This is a genomic window from Chitinophaga sp. NPDC101104 (assembly GCF_050277495.1).
GTDB lineage: Bacteria > Bacteroidota > Bacteroidia > Chitinophagales > Chitinophagaceae > Chitinophaga.
The window spans coordinates 2,634,255-2,650,211 of the sequence record NZ_JBNNSF010000001.1; the positions used below are offsets into that span (position 1 = coordinate 2,634,255).

General features: G+C 55.3%; 13 protein-coding genes. 4 read left to right on the forward strand and 9 right to left on the reverse strand.

The window, feature by feature from the left end; translation table 11 throughout:
* Positions 1-174 precede the first annotated feature (174 nt).
* Positions 175-1,761, reverse strand: a complete 1,587-nt coding sequence (locus ACQKLP_RS10495; protein WP_427322658.1) for a glutamate synthase-related protein — start codon at positions 1,759-1,761, stop codon at positions 175-177.
* 344 nt (positions 1,762-2,105) lie between these two features.
* Between ACQKLP_RS10495 and ACQKLP_RS10500 the strand changes: the two genes are divergently transcribed.
* Together ACQKLP_RS10500 and ACQKLP_RS10505 are read left to right on the forward strand one after the other, a co-directional pair.
* Positions 2,106-2,639 (forward strand): hypothetical protein, encoded by a 534-nt coding sequence (locus ACQKLP_RS10500; protein WP_427322660.1) that lies wholly within the window; start codon positions 2,106-2,108, stop codon positions 2,637-2,639.
* A 12-nt stretch (positions 2,640-2,651) separates the two neighbouring features.
* On the forward strand, positions 2,652-3,806 hold the full coding sequence (locus ACQKLP_RS10505) for an AGE family epimerase/isomerase (protein ID WP_427322662.1): 1,155 nt from the start codon (positions 2,652-2,654) through the stop codon (positions 3,804-3,806).
* On the opposite strand, the gene ACQKLP_RS10510 is transcribed toward ACQKLP_RS10505, so the two are convergent.
* Genes ACQKLP_RS10510 through ACQKLP_RS10520 form a run of 3 tightly spaced genes read right to left on the reverse strand, consistent with a single transcriptional unit; the run spans position 3,798 to position 6,943 of the window.
* Entirely contained in the window at positions 3,798-4,433 is a 636-nt protein-coding gene (locus tag ACQKLP_RS10510; RefSeq protein ID WP_427322664.1) for a response regulator, read from the reverse strand. The two genes, ACQKLP_RS10505 and ACQKLP_RS10510, sit on opposite strands and share 9 nt — an antisense overlap.
* A 4-nt stretch (positions 4,434-4,437) precedes the next feature.
* Entirely contained in the window at positions 4,438-6,291 is a 1,854-nt protein-coding gene (locus ACQKLP_RS10515; protein ID WP_427322666.1) for a sensor histidine kinase, read from the reverse strand.
* Positions 6,292-6,310: 19 nt separating this feature from the next.
* Positions 6,311-6,943: a MarR family winged helix-turn-helix transcriptional regulator gene (locus ACQKLP_RS10520; protein WP_427322668.1), complete on the reverse strand. Its 633-nt coding sequence runs from the start codon at positions 6,941-6,943 to the stop codon at positions 6,311-6,313.
* A 379-nt stretch (positions 6,944-7,322) separates the two neighbouring features.
* Between ACQKLP_RS10520 and ACQKLP_RS10525 the strand changes: the two genes are divergently transcribed.
* Positions 7,323-9,674: an ABC transporter permease gene (locus tag ACQKLP_RS10525; RefSeq protein ID WP_427322670.1), complete on the forward strand. Its 2,352-nt coding sequence runs from the start codon at positions 7,323-7,325 to the stop codon at positions 9,672-9,674.
* Between the two features lie 73 nt (positions 9,675-9,747).
* Here ACQKLP_RS10525 and ACQKLP_RS10530 read toward each other — a convergent pair whose 3' ends face one another.
* Positions 9,748-10,563 (reverse strand): universal stress protein, encoded by an 816-nt coding sequence (locus ACQKLP_RS10530; RefSeq protein WP_427322672.1) that lies wholly within the window; start codon positions 10,561-10,563, stop codon positions 9,748-9,750.
* A gap of 210 nt (positions 10,564-10,773) precedes the next feature.
* Between ACQKLP_RS10530 and ACQKLP_RS10535 the strand changes: the two genes are divergently transcribed.
* On the forward strand, positions 10,774-11,895 hold the full coding sequence (locus ACQKLP_RS10535) for a glycosyltransferase family 2 protein (RefSeq protein ID WP_427322673.1): 1,122 nt from the start codon (positions 10,774-10,776) through the stop codon (positions 11,893-11,895).
* Here the strand turns inward: ACQKLP_RS10535 and ACQKLP_RS10540 are convergent.
* The 4 genes from ACQKLP_RS10540 to ACQKLP_RS10555 form a co-directional block, all read right to left on the reverse strand.
* Positions 11,880-12,680 (reverse strand): glycosyltransferase family 2 protein, encoded by an 801-nt coding sequence (locus ACQKLP_RS10540; RefSeq protein ID WP_427322675.1) that lies wholly within the window; start codon positions 12,678-12,680, stop codon positions 11,880-11,882. The genes ACQKLP_RS10535 and ACQKLP_RS10540 overlap by 16 nt on opposite strands.
* A 180-nt stretch (positions 12,681-12,860) precedes the next feature.
* Complete coding sequence (locus ACQKLP_RS10545) at positions 12,861-14,681, reverse strand: ABC transporter ATP-binding protein (RefSeq protein ID WP_427322677.1); 1,821 nt, start codon at positions 14,679-14,681, stop codon at positions 12,861-12,863.
* Positions 14,682-14,755: 74 nt separating this feature from the next.
* Positions 14,756-15,130 (reverse strand): DUF3037 domain-containing protein, encoded by a 375-nt coding sequence (locus ACQKLP_RS10550; protein ID WP_427322678.1) that lies wholly within the window; start codon positions 15,128-15,130, stop codon positions 14,756-14,758.
* Positions 15,108-15,902 (reverse strand): HipA family kinase, encoded by a 795-nt coding sequence (locus ACQKLP_RS10555; RefSeq protein WP_427322680.1) that lies wholly within the window; start codon positions 15,900-15,902, stop codon positions 15,108-15,110. Before ACQKLP_RS10555 ends, ACQKLP_RS10550 begins: the two co-directional genes overlap by 23 nt.
* Positions 15,903-15,957: the final 55 nt, after the last annotated feature.

Genomic DNA, 15,957 nt, shown 5'->3' on the forward strand with positions numbered 1-15,957 from the left:
TATTAAAATTTTACATTATGTGCGCTGCAGTGTGATTTGGTTGATACTCAATGAATATACGAAAAAATTGGCAGGTCGGGTTGCTGATAATTGATGCGGGGAAGGCGGGAAAGGGTGAAATAAAAAAGCCGCTCCGGGAAAAGGAGCGGCTTTTTGGGCGGGTAAACGGCCGGTTTATGCCCAGCGGTCTGCGAACGCCTGTTCGTAGTCCTGTTTATATTTTTCCGGGATGCGGTTTTCGCGCATGCAGTTGGGCTCCAGGCTCGGGAAGATATCTTCGAACGTGCGCACTTCGTTCATGAAGACGCGGCGGTAGATATGGGAGCGGGTGAGCTTTTTGTAGTCGTCGATCCCGGCGGCGCCGATCAGTTCCACGAACGTCTTGAGGGTGTCTTCATGGTAATTGGCGACGCGTTGCTTTTTGTCGGACACCACGAGCCCTACAGACAGGGCGGGGTCTTGCGTGGCCACGCCGGTCGGGCATTTGTTGGAATTACATTGCAGGGCCTGGATGCAGCCGAGGGCCATCATCATGGCACGGGCGCTGTTGCAGGCGTCTGCCCCGAGGGCTACGGCGCGCACGAGGTGCCAGCCCGAAAGGATCTTGCCGGAAGCGATGATTTTGATATGCTGGCGGATATTGAACCCGTTGAGCATATTGTGCACGAAGGCAAGGCCGTCGAGCAGCGGTGCGCCCACGTGGTTGCTGAACTCCTGGGGAGCCGCGCCGGTACCGCCTTCGCCGCCGTCTACGGTAATGAAGTCGGGGTAAATGTCCAGCTCGATCATGGCTTTACAGATGCCGATGAATTCGCTTTTCCGGCCGATGCACAATTTGAAGCCGGTGGGTTTGCCGCCGGAAAGCTCGCGCATGCGGTGGATGAACAGCACCAGCTCTTTCGGGTTATTGAATGCCGTGTGGAACGGGGGAGAATAGATGGTGGTGCCGGGTTTCACGTGGCGGATCGCCGCGATCTCCGGGGTGTTCTTTTTCGCCGGGAGGATGCCGCCGTGACCGGGCTTGGCTCCCTGGCTCAGCTTCAGTTCGATCATTTTGATCTGAGGCTTCAGGGCGTTCTGCTGGAACACCTCGTCGGAGAATTTCCCTTCATCGTCGCGGCAGCCGAAATAACCCGTGCCGATCTGCCAGATGATATCGCCTTCGTGCTTGAGGTGATAGGGGCTGATGCCGCCCTCGCCGGTATTATGGGCGAAGCCGCCGATTTTCGCGCCGGCGTTGAGCGCCTCGATGGCGTTGCTGCTCAGCGAGCCGAAGCTCATGGCCGACACGTTGAAGATGCTGGCGTCGTAAGGCTGCTTGCAGTCCTTGTTCCCGATCGTCACGCGCGGGTTATGGGTCAGTTTATGAAAATCTTTCGGGGCGATGGAATGGCTCATCCATTCGTAACCTTCTTCATACACATCGAGCTGCGTACCGAAGGGCATGGTGTCCATTTCCTGTTTGGCACGCTGGTAAATGGTGGAGCGGTCGATCCGGTTGATGGGCCGGCCATCGATATCGGACTCCACGAAATACTGGTACATTTTGGGGCGGAGTGCTTCCATCCAGTAACGCATCCGCCCGAAGACAGGGTAGGTGCGCATAATGGAATGTCTCGTCTGCATCATGTCGTTGATTCCCATCACTGTCAAACCGGCCAGGGCCGCCGTGGCCACGTACCACCAGGGGCTGGCGAACCAGCCGAGGAGGAAGGTGCCGGCGAGTGCGATGACCGCGCTGATAATAAATCCTTTCCGCATATTTTGGTGCTTTTTAAAACAACTGCAAAAATAGTGAAATTTAGTATTGGCGCGTGTTTTGGAGGATTTCTCCTTTATTGCATGCTTTTCGGGACACCATTCATTCTTTCTTCCTTTTCCTTGACTTTTGTCCAAAAAAGCACGGGAAAGTTAGAAGATATCTTTTCCTTCATTCCACATCCTTTTACAACAACACGACCCTTTCCGTTGTTGTATTACAGTAGCCCGCCGTTGTCTTCAACATTTTGCGTATGGATGAATTTCTACCCCTCCATCATCGCCCCCGTCAGGAATCCCCATTTGGTAAAATGGCGCCGGCTGTTCCGGTGCTTAAAAACTGTGGTATGAGCAATTTGATGTTGACGACACTTTTGGGCGCACTCCTCAGCAGTGCTTCCCTTTTCGGGCAGGACACGGCCTCGGCCAACGTTCCGCTCACCGAAGACGTGGTATTCCGCCTCTTCGGCCGCACCCGCGAAGCGGTATTTACCGAAATGCTCCGCGTGGGCCGCGGCGAACAGCCCGCTTTCCTCGAAACCTTCTACGCCTATGCGGAAGAAAAAATGCCCATCGCGCAGATGCGCAGCGTCTTGCTGCGGGATTACAACGAAAAGTACGAGCTGCTCGACGAGCCCCTGTTACACAATCTCACCAAAAACATCCTTAAAAACGACCGCGAATTCGTGGACCTGCAATCCCGCTACTATCGCCGCATGATCAAGGTGCTGGGCGCCAACCGCGCGGCGATGTTCTTTCAGCTCGACAATTACCTGGACCAAAGCGAGCGGCTCTACCTCCAAAACGGGCTGCCCTTCATCCGCGAGCTGGAAACGGGGCGCAGGCTCGCCGCCACCAGGCTGCAACCGCCCGGTCATTAATCAGCTATGGAAATGATGCAAACAACCCTCAGGCAATCACTCGAACGGGAAAGAGATAACATTCTTGGATTTTGGGACCGGGAAATGACGGACCACCGCTTCGGCGGGTTTTATGGGAAGATGTCGGCCGACGGAAAGCCGGACCCCTTCGCCATCAAAGGCTCCGTGCCCATGGCGCGCATCCTGCAGAGCTTTTCCGCCGGCGCGCTGCAGACCGGGCGGGCAGAATGGCTCGCCGCGGCAGAACGCGCCCACAGCTGGTTCCGGCAATATTGCATAGACCCCGAATTCGGCGGCGTAGTGTGGGACACCGATTACGCCGGCCGGTGCCAGGACCCCAAAAAGGAACCCCACGCCATGGGCATCGCCCTGTACGCGCTCGCCACCTGGCAACAGCTGCGCCCTTCCACCGAAAACCTCAACCTCGCCAAAGGCATTTACAGCCTGCTGCAACTCTATGCCCACGACCCCGTCCGAGGTGGCTACACCGGCGCTTGCTCGCGCGACTGGCAGCCGGAAAAACCGGATATCAAATCGGTGTACGACCAACTGCACATCCTCGAAGGCTTCACGGCGCTTTTCGCGGTCTGGCAAGACGATACCCTCCGCCATCACCTCCACGACCTTATCCAACTTTTCCTCGATAAGATCATCGATCCCGCCACGCATCACCTCCACCTGTATTTCGACGCGGAATGGAAGCCCGAAGGCAACCTCGTTTCCTACGGGAAAGATATCCAGGCCGCCTGGCAACTCCAGCGGGCAGCCGAAGCCCTGGGCGATGAAACCCTCATCCAGCGCACCCGCGAAGCCGCCCTGCAGCTCACGGACGCGGCACTCGAAGGCATGGATACCGACGGCGGCATGTGGTACAAAGCGGACCTGGAAACGAAACACGTCGTGGAAGAGAAACGCTGGTGGCCGCAGGCCGAAGCGATGGTAGGGCTCGTAAACGCCTGGCAGGTGAGCGGGAACGAGAAATATCTCACGCAGGCGGCAGACACCTGGCAGTTCATAGAAAATTACATCCTCGACCGCGAGCTTGGCGAATGGCGCTGGGGCGTAAACCGGGACAACACGCCCATCCCGGAAGAAAAAGCCGGATTCTCGAAAGGGCCTTGCCATAACAGTCGCGCCTGTATGGAAATCGTCCGGATGTTACAATAAACCGTGCGTTCTGGCGAAATTTAGGATGCCCGCGATGTTGCGGACCTCCAGCTTGCGCATGATATTCTTGCGGTGGGTATTGACCGTGAATTCGCTGATAGACAGCCGGGAACCGATCTCCTTGCTCGTCAGCTCGCTGCCCACCATCCGGATAATTTCGACTTCCCTTTTGGTAAGGTGGTATTTCTTCATGAATTCGTCCAGGAAGTAAGATGGGAGCGGTTCTTCTTCCGCTTCTACATCTGCGAACCACTCGCCGCCGTCGGCGATGTGCCGGATCACCTGCTGCAATTCGCTGGCCGACGCATTTTTGAGCAGGTAACCGTTCGCGCCCAGCTTGCGCACTTCTGCCACCAGCTGCGGCTGGTTATAGTTGGTCAGTACGAGGATGCGTACTTTGGGATAGAGCCGCCTGATTTTTTCAAGGGCGCGGATGCCGTCGAGGTGCGGCATGTTGAGATCGAGGAGGATGACGTCTACGGGCGTCGCCGCCAGTTTTTCGAGCAGTGCGCGGCCATCGTTAACGGGCTCCAGCAGGGTGTAACCGCCCGCTTCGCGGAGCAGCGACAGCATCCCGTCGATGAGAAGCTGATGGTCGTCGGCTATAAGAAGTCTCAATTCGGACATATGTTCAATGCAATTTCGGCAGCGGCAGCTCGATGTTGATCAGCGCGCCGGTCTGATTTTGGTTTTCTATATGGACCACACCTTCGAGGTAGCTCACTTTGGAACGGATGCTGCGCAGCAGGCGAGGGTCTGACAGGTCGCCGGAAATGCCTTTGCCGTCGTCTTCCACCAGCAGGGCGCAATGATCGTCGTGCTCGATGAGCTGGATGAGCACATGCCCCGCTTCGGCATGGCGCAGCACGTTTTGCAGGAGTTCCTGTATGATGCGGTATAATATATTCTTGAAATTCCGGGAATATTGCGCGTCGTCCCCGAACCCGATGATCACCAGCTCGATGCGGATGCGGCCGGATGCGTTGGCGGTGGATGTCAGGTCCGTCACGGCCTTTACCAGTCCGTATTTCTCCATGGCCACCGGCGTGAGCTGGTGGCTGATATTGCGCACGGTTTCGCTGATTTCGCGGATGATGCCGCTGGCACGGTCTACCGGCTCGGCGCCGGAAAGCGGGTTGCCTTTCGCCGCGTCGAGCTGGAGGGAGGCGAGGGCGAGGAGGGATCCGATTTCGTCGTGCAGCCTGTCCGCCAGTTCTTTCCTTTCATTTTCCTCCACCGTCACGATCGTATCCGTCAATTGCTTCTGCTGATCGTGCATCGCCGCCAGCAGCGTTTCCTTTTCTTTCCGGTAGCGCGAAAACCGCGCGGCGAGGCCGAAAGTGATGATGATCATTTCCAGCACGATCCCGGCAAACAATCCGTAATGCGCGAAGAAAACGGGGAGTTTCACTTTGCCCAGGTGGAACAGGTCTTCCATCACCGCGAAAAACAGCAATACGGACACGGCGGCGAGGTAAATCAGCGATGGACGGTTCCCTTTGGCCGCTTTATAGATCAGGCCCGCCACCATAAGCCCCAGTGCCGCGAGCGAAAAGAACGGCAGCGCGCGTAAAATTACCATGGTGGCCATCGCGTACCGCTGGTAATCGATGGGCCAGAGCGTAGCCACGAGCATGGCCATCCAAACGCCCTGCGCAAACAGCAGAGGCTGCCGCAACCGGCTTCCGCGTTGCCCCAGTCCGGTAAATACTTTCAAAAACTGAACGGTGAAAATGAAATTGAACAGCACGAACACTACTCTCGAGCGGCTGGGGAAATACGCCGAGTCCGGCCACAGATGCTGGAAGCCCAGTCCGTTGTTCGACCATATCCAGCCCAGGGTGCTCAGCACATAGAGCGCGTACCAGCCATACACCACGTCTTTCGTGTTCACATAGAGGAATGCGCCGAATAGCACGATCAGCAGCACGATCCCCGTCAAAATACCGTTCACCAGGGCAATGCTTTCCTGCTCTGCGAGGAACGGGGTACTGTCGGCCAGCCGCAGCGGCGCCTGCAAGGATTCGTGGTGCTTGTCGATTTTGAGGAAATACAATCCGGGCCCGTTGTTGAACCTGAACACGAACGAAGGATGGATAAGGGGCCGCTGGCGGAAGGGAAAGTAATCGCCGGTGAGGGCGATCAGCCGCATGGACCGTTGACCCGAACCATACCACTCGAGCCGGTTGATGTGCGGATTGTCGAGCACGAGGAGCTTGTTGTCCGCAAAAGCCACGTCGGGCGCGGAAACGGCGATCCAGAAATGCGATGTGGTGTAGCCGGGATTGAGATAGGCAGGCTCCAGGGGCCGGAAGCGCCCTTCGTTCCAGGCGTCCAGCACCGCAGCGGGCGATAGCTGGCGGGAGCTGTCTTCCAGCACACGGAAAACGGACTGGCCGGCAGTAGAAAGCCAGCAACAGAGCATACATACGATCGACAGGAAAGCCCCTTTGCTCATCCGGTACAGGAATGGTTGAGGCGACAAGATAACAATTGATCAGGGATCATGACGATTTTTTGTCGAGCAGATCGTCGAGCGTCTGGAGATCGTCCTGGAAAATGGGTTTATGGAAGCAGTGGAGCCGTTCGAGCATTTCGAGAAGGCGGTATTGCTCGCGGGGGAGGAGATCGCCGAGGATGAGCCGCGAAATCTTGTCCATATCGCCGAAGAGCTCGCCCATCATCTGCTGGCCGGCGCCGCTTACCTGGATGAGTTTGCTGCGCTTGTCTCCCGGGTCGGGCGTTTCCTCGATGAAGCCCAGTTTCACGAGCCGGTTGATGATTTCCATGCCCGTCGGTTTTTCCTGGATGTTCTGCTGGATGAGGGCCGTCTTGTTCATGGGGCCGTACTGTAGCAGGGAAACCATGTAGCCGAACTCGTCCATCGATTGAATAGGCCTGCTTTCCAGGGCACGCTTGAAATACAGTTTGGCGTACCGGTGCATATACACCAGCAGTTTGCTGATCAGACCGGGTACGTGGTCGTCGCTGTAATGGTCCGTGGTCCTGACCGTTTCCGGCGAATCGCCTTCCCGCAACCATCGCACGAAATCCTTGATATCACCCTTCCCATTACCGCTTGATTGCTCATACGCCTCCGTCAGATCGATCAGTTGTTTAAGTAAACTGTAATTCAATTTGTAGTGTTTCCAGCGTCAATTTAACAGATAAATTGCAATCGATTAGTTGATAAACATTTTATTGTATCCAAAAATAGACTATTTTTATACTAATGAATGCATGCATTCATTATTTGGCTGATTGCCGGACCCTTCCCGGAAACGGGTTTGGGGGCGGTGAAAGGTCAATTCAGATGGAGTGTAGAGACCGCTTCACTCCTGGAGCGGTTATTTTCCACTTTTCCGGAATTAATGGGCGCCGGTGTTTCGCGCGGTGTCCGAAAGCGGACGCCCCCTGTTCGCCAATGAACGTACCTGGATTTCAAGATCCGCCATGGTGGCGGGTTTGATTGCCGGCACGGGGATTGTTCCCGTGGATACGACCAATATTTCGCTTATGTTCAGGCATTCCCTGCTGCTGATCTTCCGGAACTTCCGGAAATTCAGGACCACGTTTCTCATCAATCTCATCGGCCTTTCCAGCGGACTGGCCTGCGCCATGCTGATTTGTTTATGGGTGACGGACGAATGGCGGATGGATAAAAATTTTCCGCACGACGCGCGCATCCTGCATGTCCTTGGTAACCACCATCAAACGGCCGGCATCAAAACGTCGCTGCACACGCCTGGCGTGCTGGCAGAAGCCCTCAAACAGGATTTTCCGGAAGTGGAGTATGCGGTAGCCACGCGGCCGCCGGGAACGATGCCCAAATTCACCATCGGCACGGGTACGGAAAGCTTTAAAGCGAGACATCTGTTCGCCAGCCAGGACTACTTCCGGATCTTCCCTTTCCCGCTGGCAGACGGCAGTCCTGAAAAAGCGCTGGCCGGCAAGGAATCCGTCCTGCTGTCCGAATCCCTGGCCAGGAAAATGTTCCATACTACGGAAGGGCTCATCGGCAAACCGGTTACCTGGCAACAGAAGCGGCAATTCACGATCAGGGGTATCTTCAAAGATCTGCCTCCAAATGTTTCCGAACCGTACGATTACATACTTTCATACGATATTTTTCTGAAGGATTTCAATGTGCATTGGGACAACCACAATGTCATGACTTTCGTCATGCTCAAGCCCGGGGCTGATGTTGCCGTGTTCAACAAAAAGATAGCGGATTACATCAAGACGAAGATCGATTTTACGTCGGTAAAGTTGAGCACGCAGCGGCATTCGGAAAACTATTTGTACGGGAATTTCACGAACGGCGTGCAGGATGGAGGACGGATCGAATATGTGCGGCTGTTTTCGCTCATCGCGATTTTCATTTTGCTGATCGCCAGCATCAATTTCATGAACCTTTCCACCGCCCGCGCCTCGCGGCGGATGAAGGAAGTGGGCGTGAAGAAAGCGATCGGCGCGGGACAAGGCTCCCTCGTCTTCCAATACCTCGGCGAATCGGTGATGCTGTCTTTCATTTCGTTGCTCGTAGCAATGGTAGCTGTATATCTGTTGCTGCCGTTTTTCAATACGGTGACGGCGAAGCAGCTGGTGCTGTTCGCAGACATGCAGCTGTTCGGTTTTTTTGTATTGCTGACATTGTTGACAGGCTTGCTGGCGGGGAGTTACCCGGCCTTGTACCTTTCGGGGTTCCGGCCGGTGGCGATTCTGAAAGGACATTTCACTTCATCGCTGCGCGAATTATGGGTGCGCAAGGGATTGGTGGTTTTCCAGTTCTCGATCTCGATCGTATTGATCCTGGCGGTGATCGTCGTATTTATGCAATTGCGGTACGTACAAAATAAGAACATGGGGTACAACCGTGAGAACGTAGTCTATTTCTTCAAGGAAGGGCCGATGCGGGAAGAAAGCCGGCTGTTCATGCAGCGTTTGCGCGAATTGCCCGGTGTAGTGAGCGCGAGCAACGCCACCGGCAACGTGACGTCGCATTGGGGCACCACCACGGGTGTGGAGTGGCCGGGGAAGGATAAAGCAATGAATGTGGAATTCGGTTGCCAGTCGATCGACGTAGGTTTCATCGAAACGATGGGGCTGCAAATGGCGCAGGGCCGTTCTTTTTCCGCCAGTTTCCCGACAGACAGTTCCGGTGTGATCATCAACGAAGTGGCCGCGGCGCAGATGGGGCTTGCCGATCCCGTTGGCAAGGAAATTACTTTCTGGGGCGAGCAGGTGAAGATCATCGGTGTGGTGAAAAACTTCAACTTCAAGACGGTGCACAAAGCCATCACGCCCTGGTTGTATTACTTCCGGCCAGACCAGGCCACCGCTGTGGTGGCGCGCCTGTCGCCGGGCGATACCAAAGCCACGATAGCGCGCATCGAGGCGCTGATCCGTGAAATGAACCCCGGCAGCGTGCCCGAAGTGACGTTCATGGACGCCGACTTCCAGAAGGTATATGAATCGGAATTACGGGTAGGCGTGTTATCGAAATATTTCGCGGGGATCGCCATTATCATTTCCTGCCTTGGTTTATTCGGGCTGGCGGCGTTCACGGCGGAGCGGCGGATGAAGGAGATCAGCATCCGCAAGGTATTGGGCGGCAGCGGAGCGCACATCATTTACCTCCTTTCCGCGGATTTCACGAAACTGGTGATGGTGGCGGTATGCGTGGCGTTGCCTGTCGGTTACTGGGTCACCAGGAACTGGCTGAACACTTTCGCCTACCGTATCGAACTGCAGTGGTGGTACTTTGTGATGGCGGGCATTTTCGCGTTGGTGATCGCCTGGTTGACGGTCGGGAGCCAGGCGGTGAAAGCCGCGCGCACCAACCCGGTACGGCATTTGAAAGATTAGTTATCTCCTGATAGGAAAACGGCCCGCAAGCGATCATCGTTTGCGGGCCGTTCCATTTTTGAAAATAAAGCCGTCAGCGGACCACGAGCACGGGAATCCCTGCGTTATACGCCAGTTGTTTAGTGGCGCTGCGGTGGAACAGTTCCGCGAAAAAGCCGTATTCCCCGGGGATGGTGAGCAACAGGTCTGCATTCGTTTCCCCGGCATATTGCTGGATGGCGGTCACCAGGTCGGTATGCTGGATCTCGCGGTATTGCGTGGCTTCGATAGGTAAAGCTTCCATAAGCGCGGGCGGCGGCGTGTTGCCGGGCTCGTCTTTCGAGACATGCACCACTTCGAGGTGCGCGTCGAGGGATTTGAGCAGGGAGCGTACGGCTTCCGCCTGTTCGGGTTGCAGCGCCTGCTTGCGGTCGTACGCGAAGAGGATGCGCTTCACTTTACGCGGTGCTGCGGCGGTGGGAACGATGATGAGGGGGACGTGTGTGCTATGCGCCACATCGAGCGCATTGCTGCCGATAAAACGTTGTCCCAGGGGACTTTTCCCGGTAATCCCCATCACGATGAAGGCGAACTGCGCGGCTTTCGTGGCGGCCTGCACGGCTTCCATGAACGGAAGGCCGTTAATGTGGGTGTCCAGCTGCACATATTCCACGAGCTCGGACTGTAAATCCTGCTTCCATTTGGCCATTTCCGTTTCCACGCCATGGATGTACTCGGGGGAATCGCCGGGGAGCACGGCCATGACGGTAGTGTTGGCGGCCGGGGGGAGCCCGTAGGCATGGAACAGGGTGATCGAGGCCGGCTGTATCTGTCGGGCGAGGGAAATGGCGTACCGTGCGGCATGGAAGGCTGTGTCTGAAAAGTCTACCGGAACGAGGATTCTTTGCATGCGGATTCGTTTTCCTCAAATAACAAACTTGTGTAAGGATTGTTATGGCGGGATGGCAACGCACAGAGGCCCAGAACGTTACATTTCACCCGAAAATAAATCTGCCGGCGAATTGTCTTTCTTCGAATAACATAGCGCGAAAAAAATCTATTTTTGCGACCCCCGGGGTGTAAACTTTTTCCGGGCTGTCATTCACATTAAATATCCTGTATGGGGGTCAGCATAGACGTTGTAATTCCATCTTTCCGGCTAATCGAACATTACCTGGTGCCCATTCTGCAGTTGAAAAGGCCTGCAGGGGCGAGGGTGCGGTTCTATCTGCTGTCAGACAACCCGGAAGTGGCGGTTTCACCGGCTATTGCTGAAATGGTGAACGGGACGGACGTGTTCCTGGAAGTGAACCCGCGGAACATGGGCGCCGCTTACACGCGCAACCGCGGGATCGAGTCCGGGGATGGCGACTGGATATTGTTCCTCGACGACGATATCACCGTTCCTGCCGACCTCCTGGACATTTACGCCCGTGCTGCGGAGCAGGCGCCCCGGGCCACGGGGTTCATCGGCCTTGTCCGCCTCCCGCCGCCCGGAAAGCCTTTCTCCGACGCCATCCTCGCCAGCGGCAGCATGGATATTTTCACGATCGCGGAGCACCGGAAAGATTTTGCCTGGGGCGCCACGGCCAATATGATGGTGCGCCGTTCCGCCATCGGGAACATCCGGTTTTCGGAGTTGTACCCTAAATCGGGTGGGGGAGAAGACGTGGATTTTTTCCTGAAAGTGCGCGCCGCCAACCAATACGAAAACTACCGGACGCTCCCGGCAGCCGAAGTGCACCACCCCTGGTGGAAAAACGAAGCGCCCGATTTCAGGCGGCCATTCCGCTATGGGACCGGTAATGCGTTGTTGCCGGAACAATTGCCGCAGCATGCGTCGCGGGAGTTGCCGAATACGGTGGAAACGGTGTTGCTGGCCGTTGTGGCAGCGATCGTTGCGGCAGTACTGAAACCTGCGCTGCTGGGGCCTATCGGTATTTTTATCGGGGGTGTGCTGGTGATAGAATGTATCGCTACCACGGTGCAGAGCATCAAGCGGAAAGCGAAGCCCGGGCTTTTGGTGTACTGGTACGTGGTGGTATTGCGCCTGAGCCACGATCTGGGCCTGTTGTGGGGGAATCTGCGGAGAGGGAAAATAGAAGGGATCACGCGGCGCTTCAACGATAATGGCGGATTCCGGAAAAGCAATCTCTTCCGGACCAATACCTATAAAATTGTGAAATGGATTTTATATCCGCTGCTGATCTGGCTGGCGGCGTCGGTCTACACTTCAGCGTAGCCGTTCAGGCATGAAATGATGTTGTACCGGATCGTTTCCATGTAGCGGTATTCATTGGCTTCCACTTCCGATTTGCTGTTGCATTTGTGATGGAGATGGTAACAATTCGCGGCCAGTTTCAACCTGATTTTTTTGATGCCTGCATTGATCAGCCTGGCGGCAAACTCATTGTCTTCCGAGCCCCAGCCGCTGAAAGTATTGTTATAGCCGTTTACGGCGATAAAATCGTCTTTCCAGAATGCGAGGTTGCAGCCCCGGGTTTTCGTGGCGTCCTGTTTGGACAGCTGGAAGAGCCAGGAGAGGAGGGGAATGCGGAGGGAATTGAAACGGTTGCTGATACCGGGGGAAAAGAAATAGATGGGATCGAAAGCGCCGTTGCTGAGGATATTGCCGGTGCGGTCTTCCTCTACCATGGTGCGGGCACCTTGAATGAAAATACCGCGGCGGGCGTGGCGGATATGATCTTCCACGAACTTCGGGTGCAGCACGATATCGCCATCGATTTCGATGATATATTCGGATTCCGACAGTTTAACTGCCTTATTGAGGATGATACTTTTACGGAAACCATCGTCTTCATGCCACGCATGACGGAATGGTATCCCCATCAACGCCGCATATTTGCGGATGACCAGCTCTGTTGCTGCACCGGAGCCATCATCGGCGATGATGATCTCGTCGGGCAAACGGGTTTGGCGCATCACACTTTTCAAAACGGCCTCCAGCGCCTTGGGCCAGTTGTAGGTAGATATCAGTAATCCTACTGTGAATGATTTATTTTCCATCCCAGGTCGATTAATTCGGGTTTTTTAACAAAGACAGGCCTTCTGCTGACCTTTCTTTCGCTTATAGTCAGGTACTGTTCGCAATACAGGTATAACGGATAGCTTGGCAAAGATGTTACAATCGATTTTGCAAAAAACTTATATAAGTTACAAAAAAAGCGAATATATATAAAAATATTTTTAATTGCCACCAAATGTTTGCATCTCGATCAGCTTTCTGTATAGCCCGTTCTTTTCCAGTAACTCAAAATGAGTGCCGGTTTCTACGATACGGCCGCCTTCGAGCACGATGATCATGTCCGCGCTCTGGATGGTGCTCAGCCTGTGGGCGATCACGAGGGAGGTGCGGTTTTTCATGAGGTTGTTGAGGGCGTCCTGAACGAGGCGTTCCGATTCGGTGTCGAGGGCGGATGTGGCTTCATCGAGCAGCATGATGGGCGGGTTGCGCAATACGGCCCTGGCGATACAGATACGCTGGCGCTGGCCGCCGCTCAGCTTCACGCCGCGGTCGCCGATGCGGGTCTGGTACCCTTCTTCGGACGCCATGATGAATTCGTGCGCATTGGCGATGCGGGCGGCCGCTTCCACCTGCTCCTGGGTAGCTTCCGGGTAAGCAAACGCGATATTATTGAAAATCGTATCGTTGAAGAGAATGGTTTCCTGGTTCACCGTGCCCATGAGGGAGCGGAGGGAATCCATGGTATAATCCTGGATATTATGCCCGTCGATCCGGATTTCCCCGCTCCAGGGCTGGGTAAACCGGGGGATGAGGTCCATCAGCGTGGATTTACCCCCGCCCGAAGGTCCTACCAGGGCTACGGACATGCCTCTTTTAATGGTAAAGTTCACATGGTCGAGCACTTTCTTTTCCTGGTATCCGAACGTTACGTCGCGGAATTCGAGCGCATCCCTGAAATCGTGGATCTGGATGGCATCGGGCTTGTCAACGATATTGGGTTTTTCGTCGATGAGCGACAACACGCGCTCCCCTGCGGCGATGCCCGAGTGGATGCTGGAGAATGCCTGTCCGATCGCTTTGGCCGGCCGCATGATCTGCGAGAAAATGGCAATGTAGGCGATGAAATCGCCTGGGCTCAGTTCGTTGGACCCTTCGGCGATCAGTTTGCCACCATACAGCAGGATGCCCGCCACCATGATCACGCCGAGGGTTTCTGACGTCGGACTGGCCATTTGCTGGCGGCGTGCCATAGAGCGCATGATGCCGCTGTAACGCTGGTTTTCGTTGTCGAAGCGTTTACGGATGAAGGTAACGGCATTGAACGCCTTGATGATCTTGATCCCGGAAAGCGCTTCGTCCAGGTAGCTGATCATCATGCCATAAGAAGAATGCGATTCGGCAGCCTGCGCTTTCAGCCGCTTCACGATCCTGGAGATCAGCCAGCCGCCGATCGGGATCACGAGCATGGAAAACAGCGTCAGTTTCACGGAAATCATGAACAGCATAACGAGGTATGCGATAAGTTGTAAAGGTTCCTTAAACACTACCTGGAGGGTGCTGGTCACGGAAAATTGCACTACCTGAACGTCTGACGCAACTTTAGAAATGATGTCGCCCTTTCTTTCATTATTGAAAAAGGCGATATCGAGGTTCATGACGTTATTGAAAACGGTTTTGCGGAGGTTGAGGAGGGTGTGGATGCGGAGGTTTTCCATCGTCCTTTCCCCGAAATATTTGAACAGGTTGCTGATGATAACGGAAACGACGATAATGCCGCAAACATACTGGAGGGTGGTAATGAGGCCGAGTTCGTTATTGAGGCGCACCGCGTGGTAGTTCATGATCTTGAAAAGGTCGAAGCTACCTTCTGCGGGAGGAACGGGCGGTTTTGCGTCCTTGTCGAACAGCGCGGTGAGCAGTGGCGCCACCAATGCCAGGTTCATGGTGCCAAAAATGACAGCCACGATGGTGAAGAGAATATATGGGATAGCGTACTTCTCAATCGGTTTGGCAAACGACAATAGCCGGAAATATGTCTTCATGTACTTTTGCTACTATAATAATAAAACGTGCAAAGCTACTCATTATTTGGCAATTAGGCCGCCCGGATCTCGGGTCAGAGCACCAGCTCGCGGTGCAGGCGTTCCAGCGTTCCTTCCGGCTCCGTGCAGAGGCCGGGATGCACCTGGGAGGTTTGCAGGATGGTGCTCCGCTGGGCGGTGAGCCATCTGAACCGGCTGGCGGGGTCGAGCTGGCCTATGGGGCCTTCGCCCCGGCAGGTTTTTTCGAACCCTTCGGCAAACGCTTTCAGTTCATCGAAATCGAGCTCCGGGCTGAGGGCTTTCAATCTTTCCTCGTTAAGGGTAATCATGCAGCCCAGGAACCGTTTTGGCCGGCAATAGAGAATAACGCCCACGTTCATGAACTCTTCCCGTTCCACTTTCGGTACCACGCGCACCACGGCATATTCATATAAGGGCAGTTCTGGCATGCAGCGCGGCGTTTAAAAAGTTATCGGAATGTGCCAACCGGTTTTGCAGGAAGCGGAAATACACTTCGCGCACCGCCTCGGGCGATTCGCCGTGCGTAGTCAGCCAGCTGTCGGGCAGCAGGCCGGTAATAGCCCGGAGACGGTCTTCCGTCAGCAGGGGCCGCAATAAAGCGTCCGCCTCCTTCAGCTGCGAAGCGTAAGGCAGCAGCACGTGATCTTTCACCTGTACGAACGGTTTGAGGGATTGTTCCTCCCAATTATCCCATGAATGATGGAAATACAGCGACGCGCCATGGTCGATGAGCCACAGCTCGCGGTTCCACCACAGCATATTCGTGTTCCGGGCGGTGCGGTCCACGTTCGTGAGCAGGCAATCCATCCAGACGATCTTCGACGCCAGCATCGCGTCCACTTCGGCGGCATTGGGGTCGAAAGTAACGGAGCCCGAGAGGTAATGCAGCCCGAGATTCAGTCCAACGCTGGCTTTCAGCAGGTCCTGTATTTCTTCGTCCCCTTCGGTACGTCCGAAAGCCTCGTCGAGCTGGGCGAAAACGAGCTCGGGCACCCGCAGGCCCAGGACCCTCGCTATTTCCCCGCCGATCAGCTCGGCGATGAGCGATTTCACCCCTTGCCCGGCGCCCCGGAATTTCAGGACGTACAGGAACCCGTCGTCCGTCTCCGCGATGGCAGGCAGCGAGCCGCCTTCGCGCAGTGGCGTCACGTAACGGGTCACGTTAACGGTCCGCAGATCTATTGCATGAGTCATGATCATATCCTCCCACATGTAAACTGCGGAAAATTAACACTTTTAGGCGAAACTTAAGGGA

Excerpts from the sequence above, each read along its gene's own strand:
- ACQKLP_RS10550 (WP_427322678.1), bottom strand. The coding sequence starts at position 15,130 with ATGCCAGAACTGCCCTTATATGAATATGCCGTGGTGCGCGTGGTACCG.
- ACQKLP_RS10530 (WP_427322672.1), bottom strand. The coding sequence starts at position 10,563 with ATGCAAAGAATCCTCGTTCCGGTAGACTTTTCAGACACAGCCTTCCAT.
- ACQKLP_RS10545 (WP_427322677.1), bottom strand. The coding sequence starts at position 14,681 with ATGAAGACATATTTCCGGCTATTGTCGTTTGCCAAACCGATTGAGAAG.
- ACQKLP_RS10555 (WP_427322680.1), bottom strand. The coding sequence starts at position 15,902 with ATGATCATGACTCATGCAATAGATCTGCGGACCGTTAACGTGACCCGT.
- ACQKLP_RS10525 (WP_427322670.1), top strand. The coding sequence starts at position 7,323 with ATGTTCAGGCATTCCCTGCTGCTGATCTTCCGGAACTTCCGGAAATTC.
- ACQKLP_RS10535 (WP_427322673.1), top strand. The coding sequence starts at position 10,774 with ATGGGGGTCAGCATAGACGTTGTAATTCCATCTTTCCGGCTAATCGAA.
- ACQKLP_RS10540 (WP_427322675.1), bottom strand. The coding sequence starts at position 12,680 with ATGGAAAATAAATCATTCACAGTAGGATTACTGATATCTACCTACAAC.
- ACQKLP_RS10500 (WP_427322660.1), top strand. The coding sequence starts at position 2,106 with ATGAGCAATTTGATGTTGACGACACTTTTGGGCGCACTCCTCAGCAGT.
- ACQKLP_RS10505 (WP_427322662.1), top strand. The coding sequence starts at position 2,652 with ATGATGCAAACAACCCTCAGGCAATCACTCGAACGGGAAAGAGATAAC.
- ACQKLP_RS10510 (WP_427322664.1), bottom strand. The coding sequence starts at position 4,433 with ATGTCCGAATTGAGACTTCTTATAGCCGACGACCATCAGCTTCTCATC.
- ACQKLP_RS10495 (WP_427322658.1), bottom strand. The coding sequence starts at position 1,761 with ATGCGGAAAGGATTTATTATCAGCGCGGTCATCGCACTCGCCGGCACC.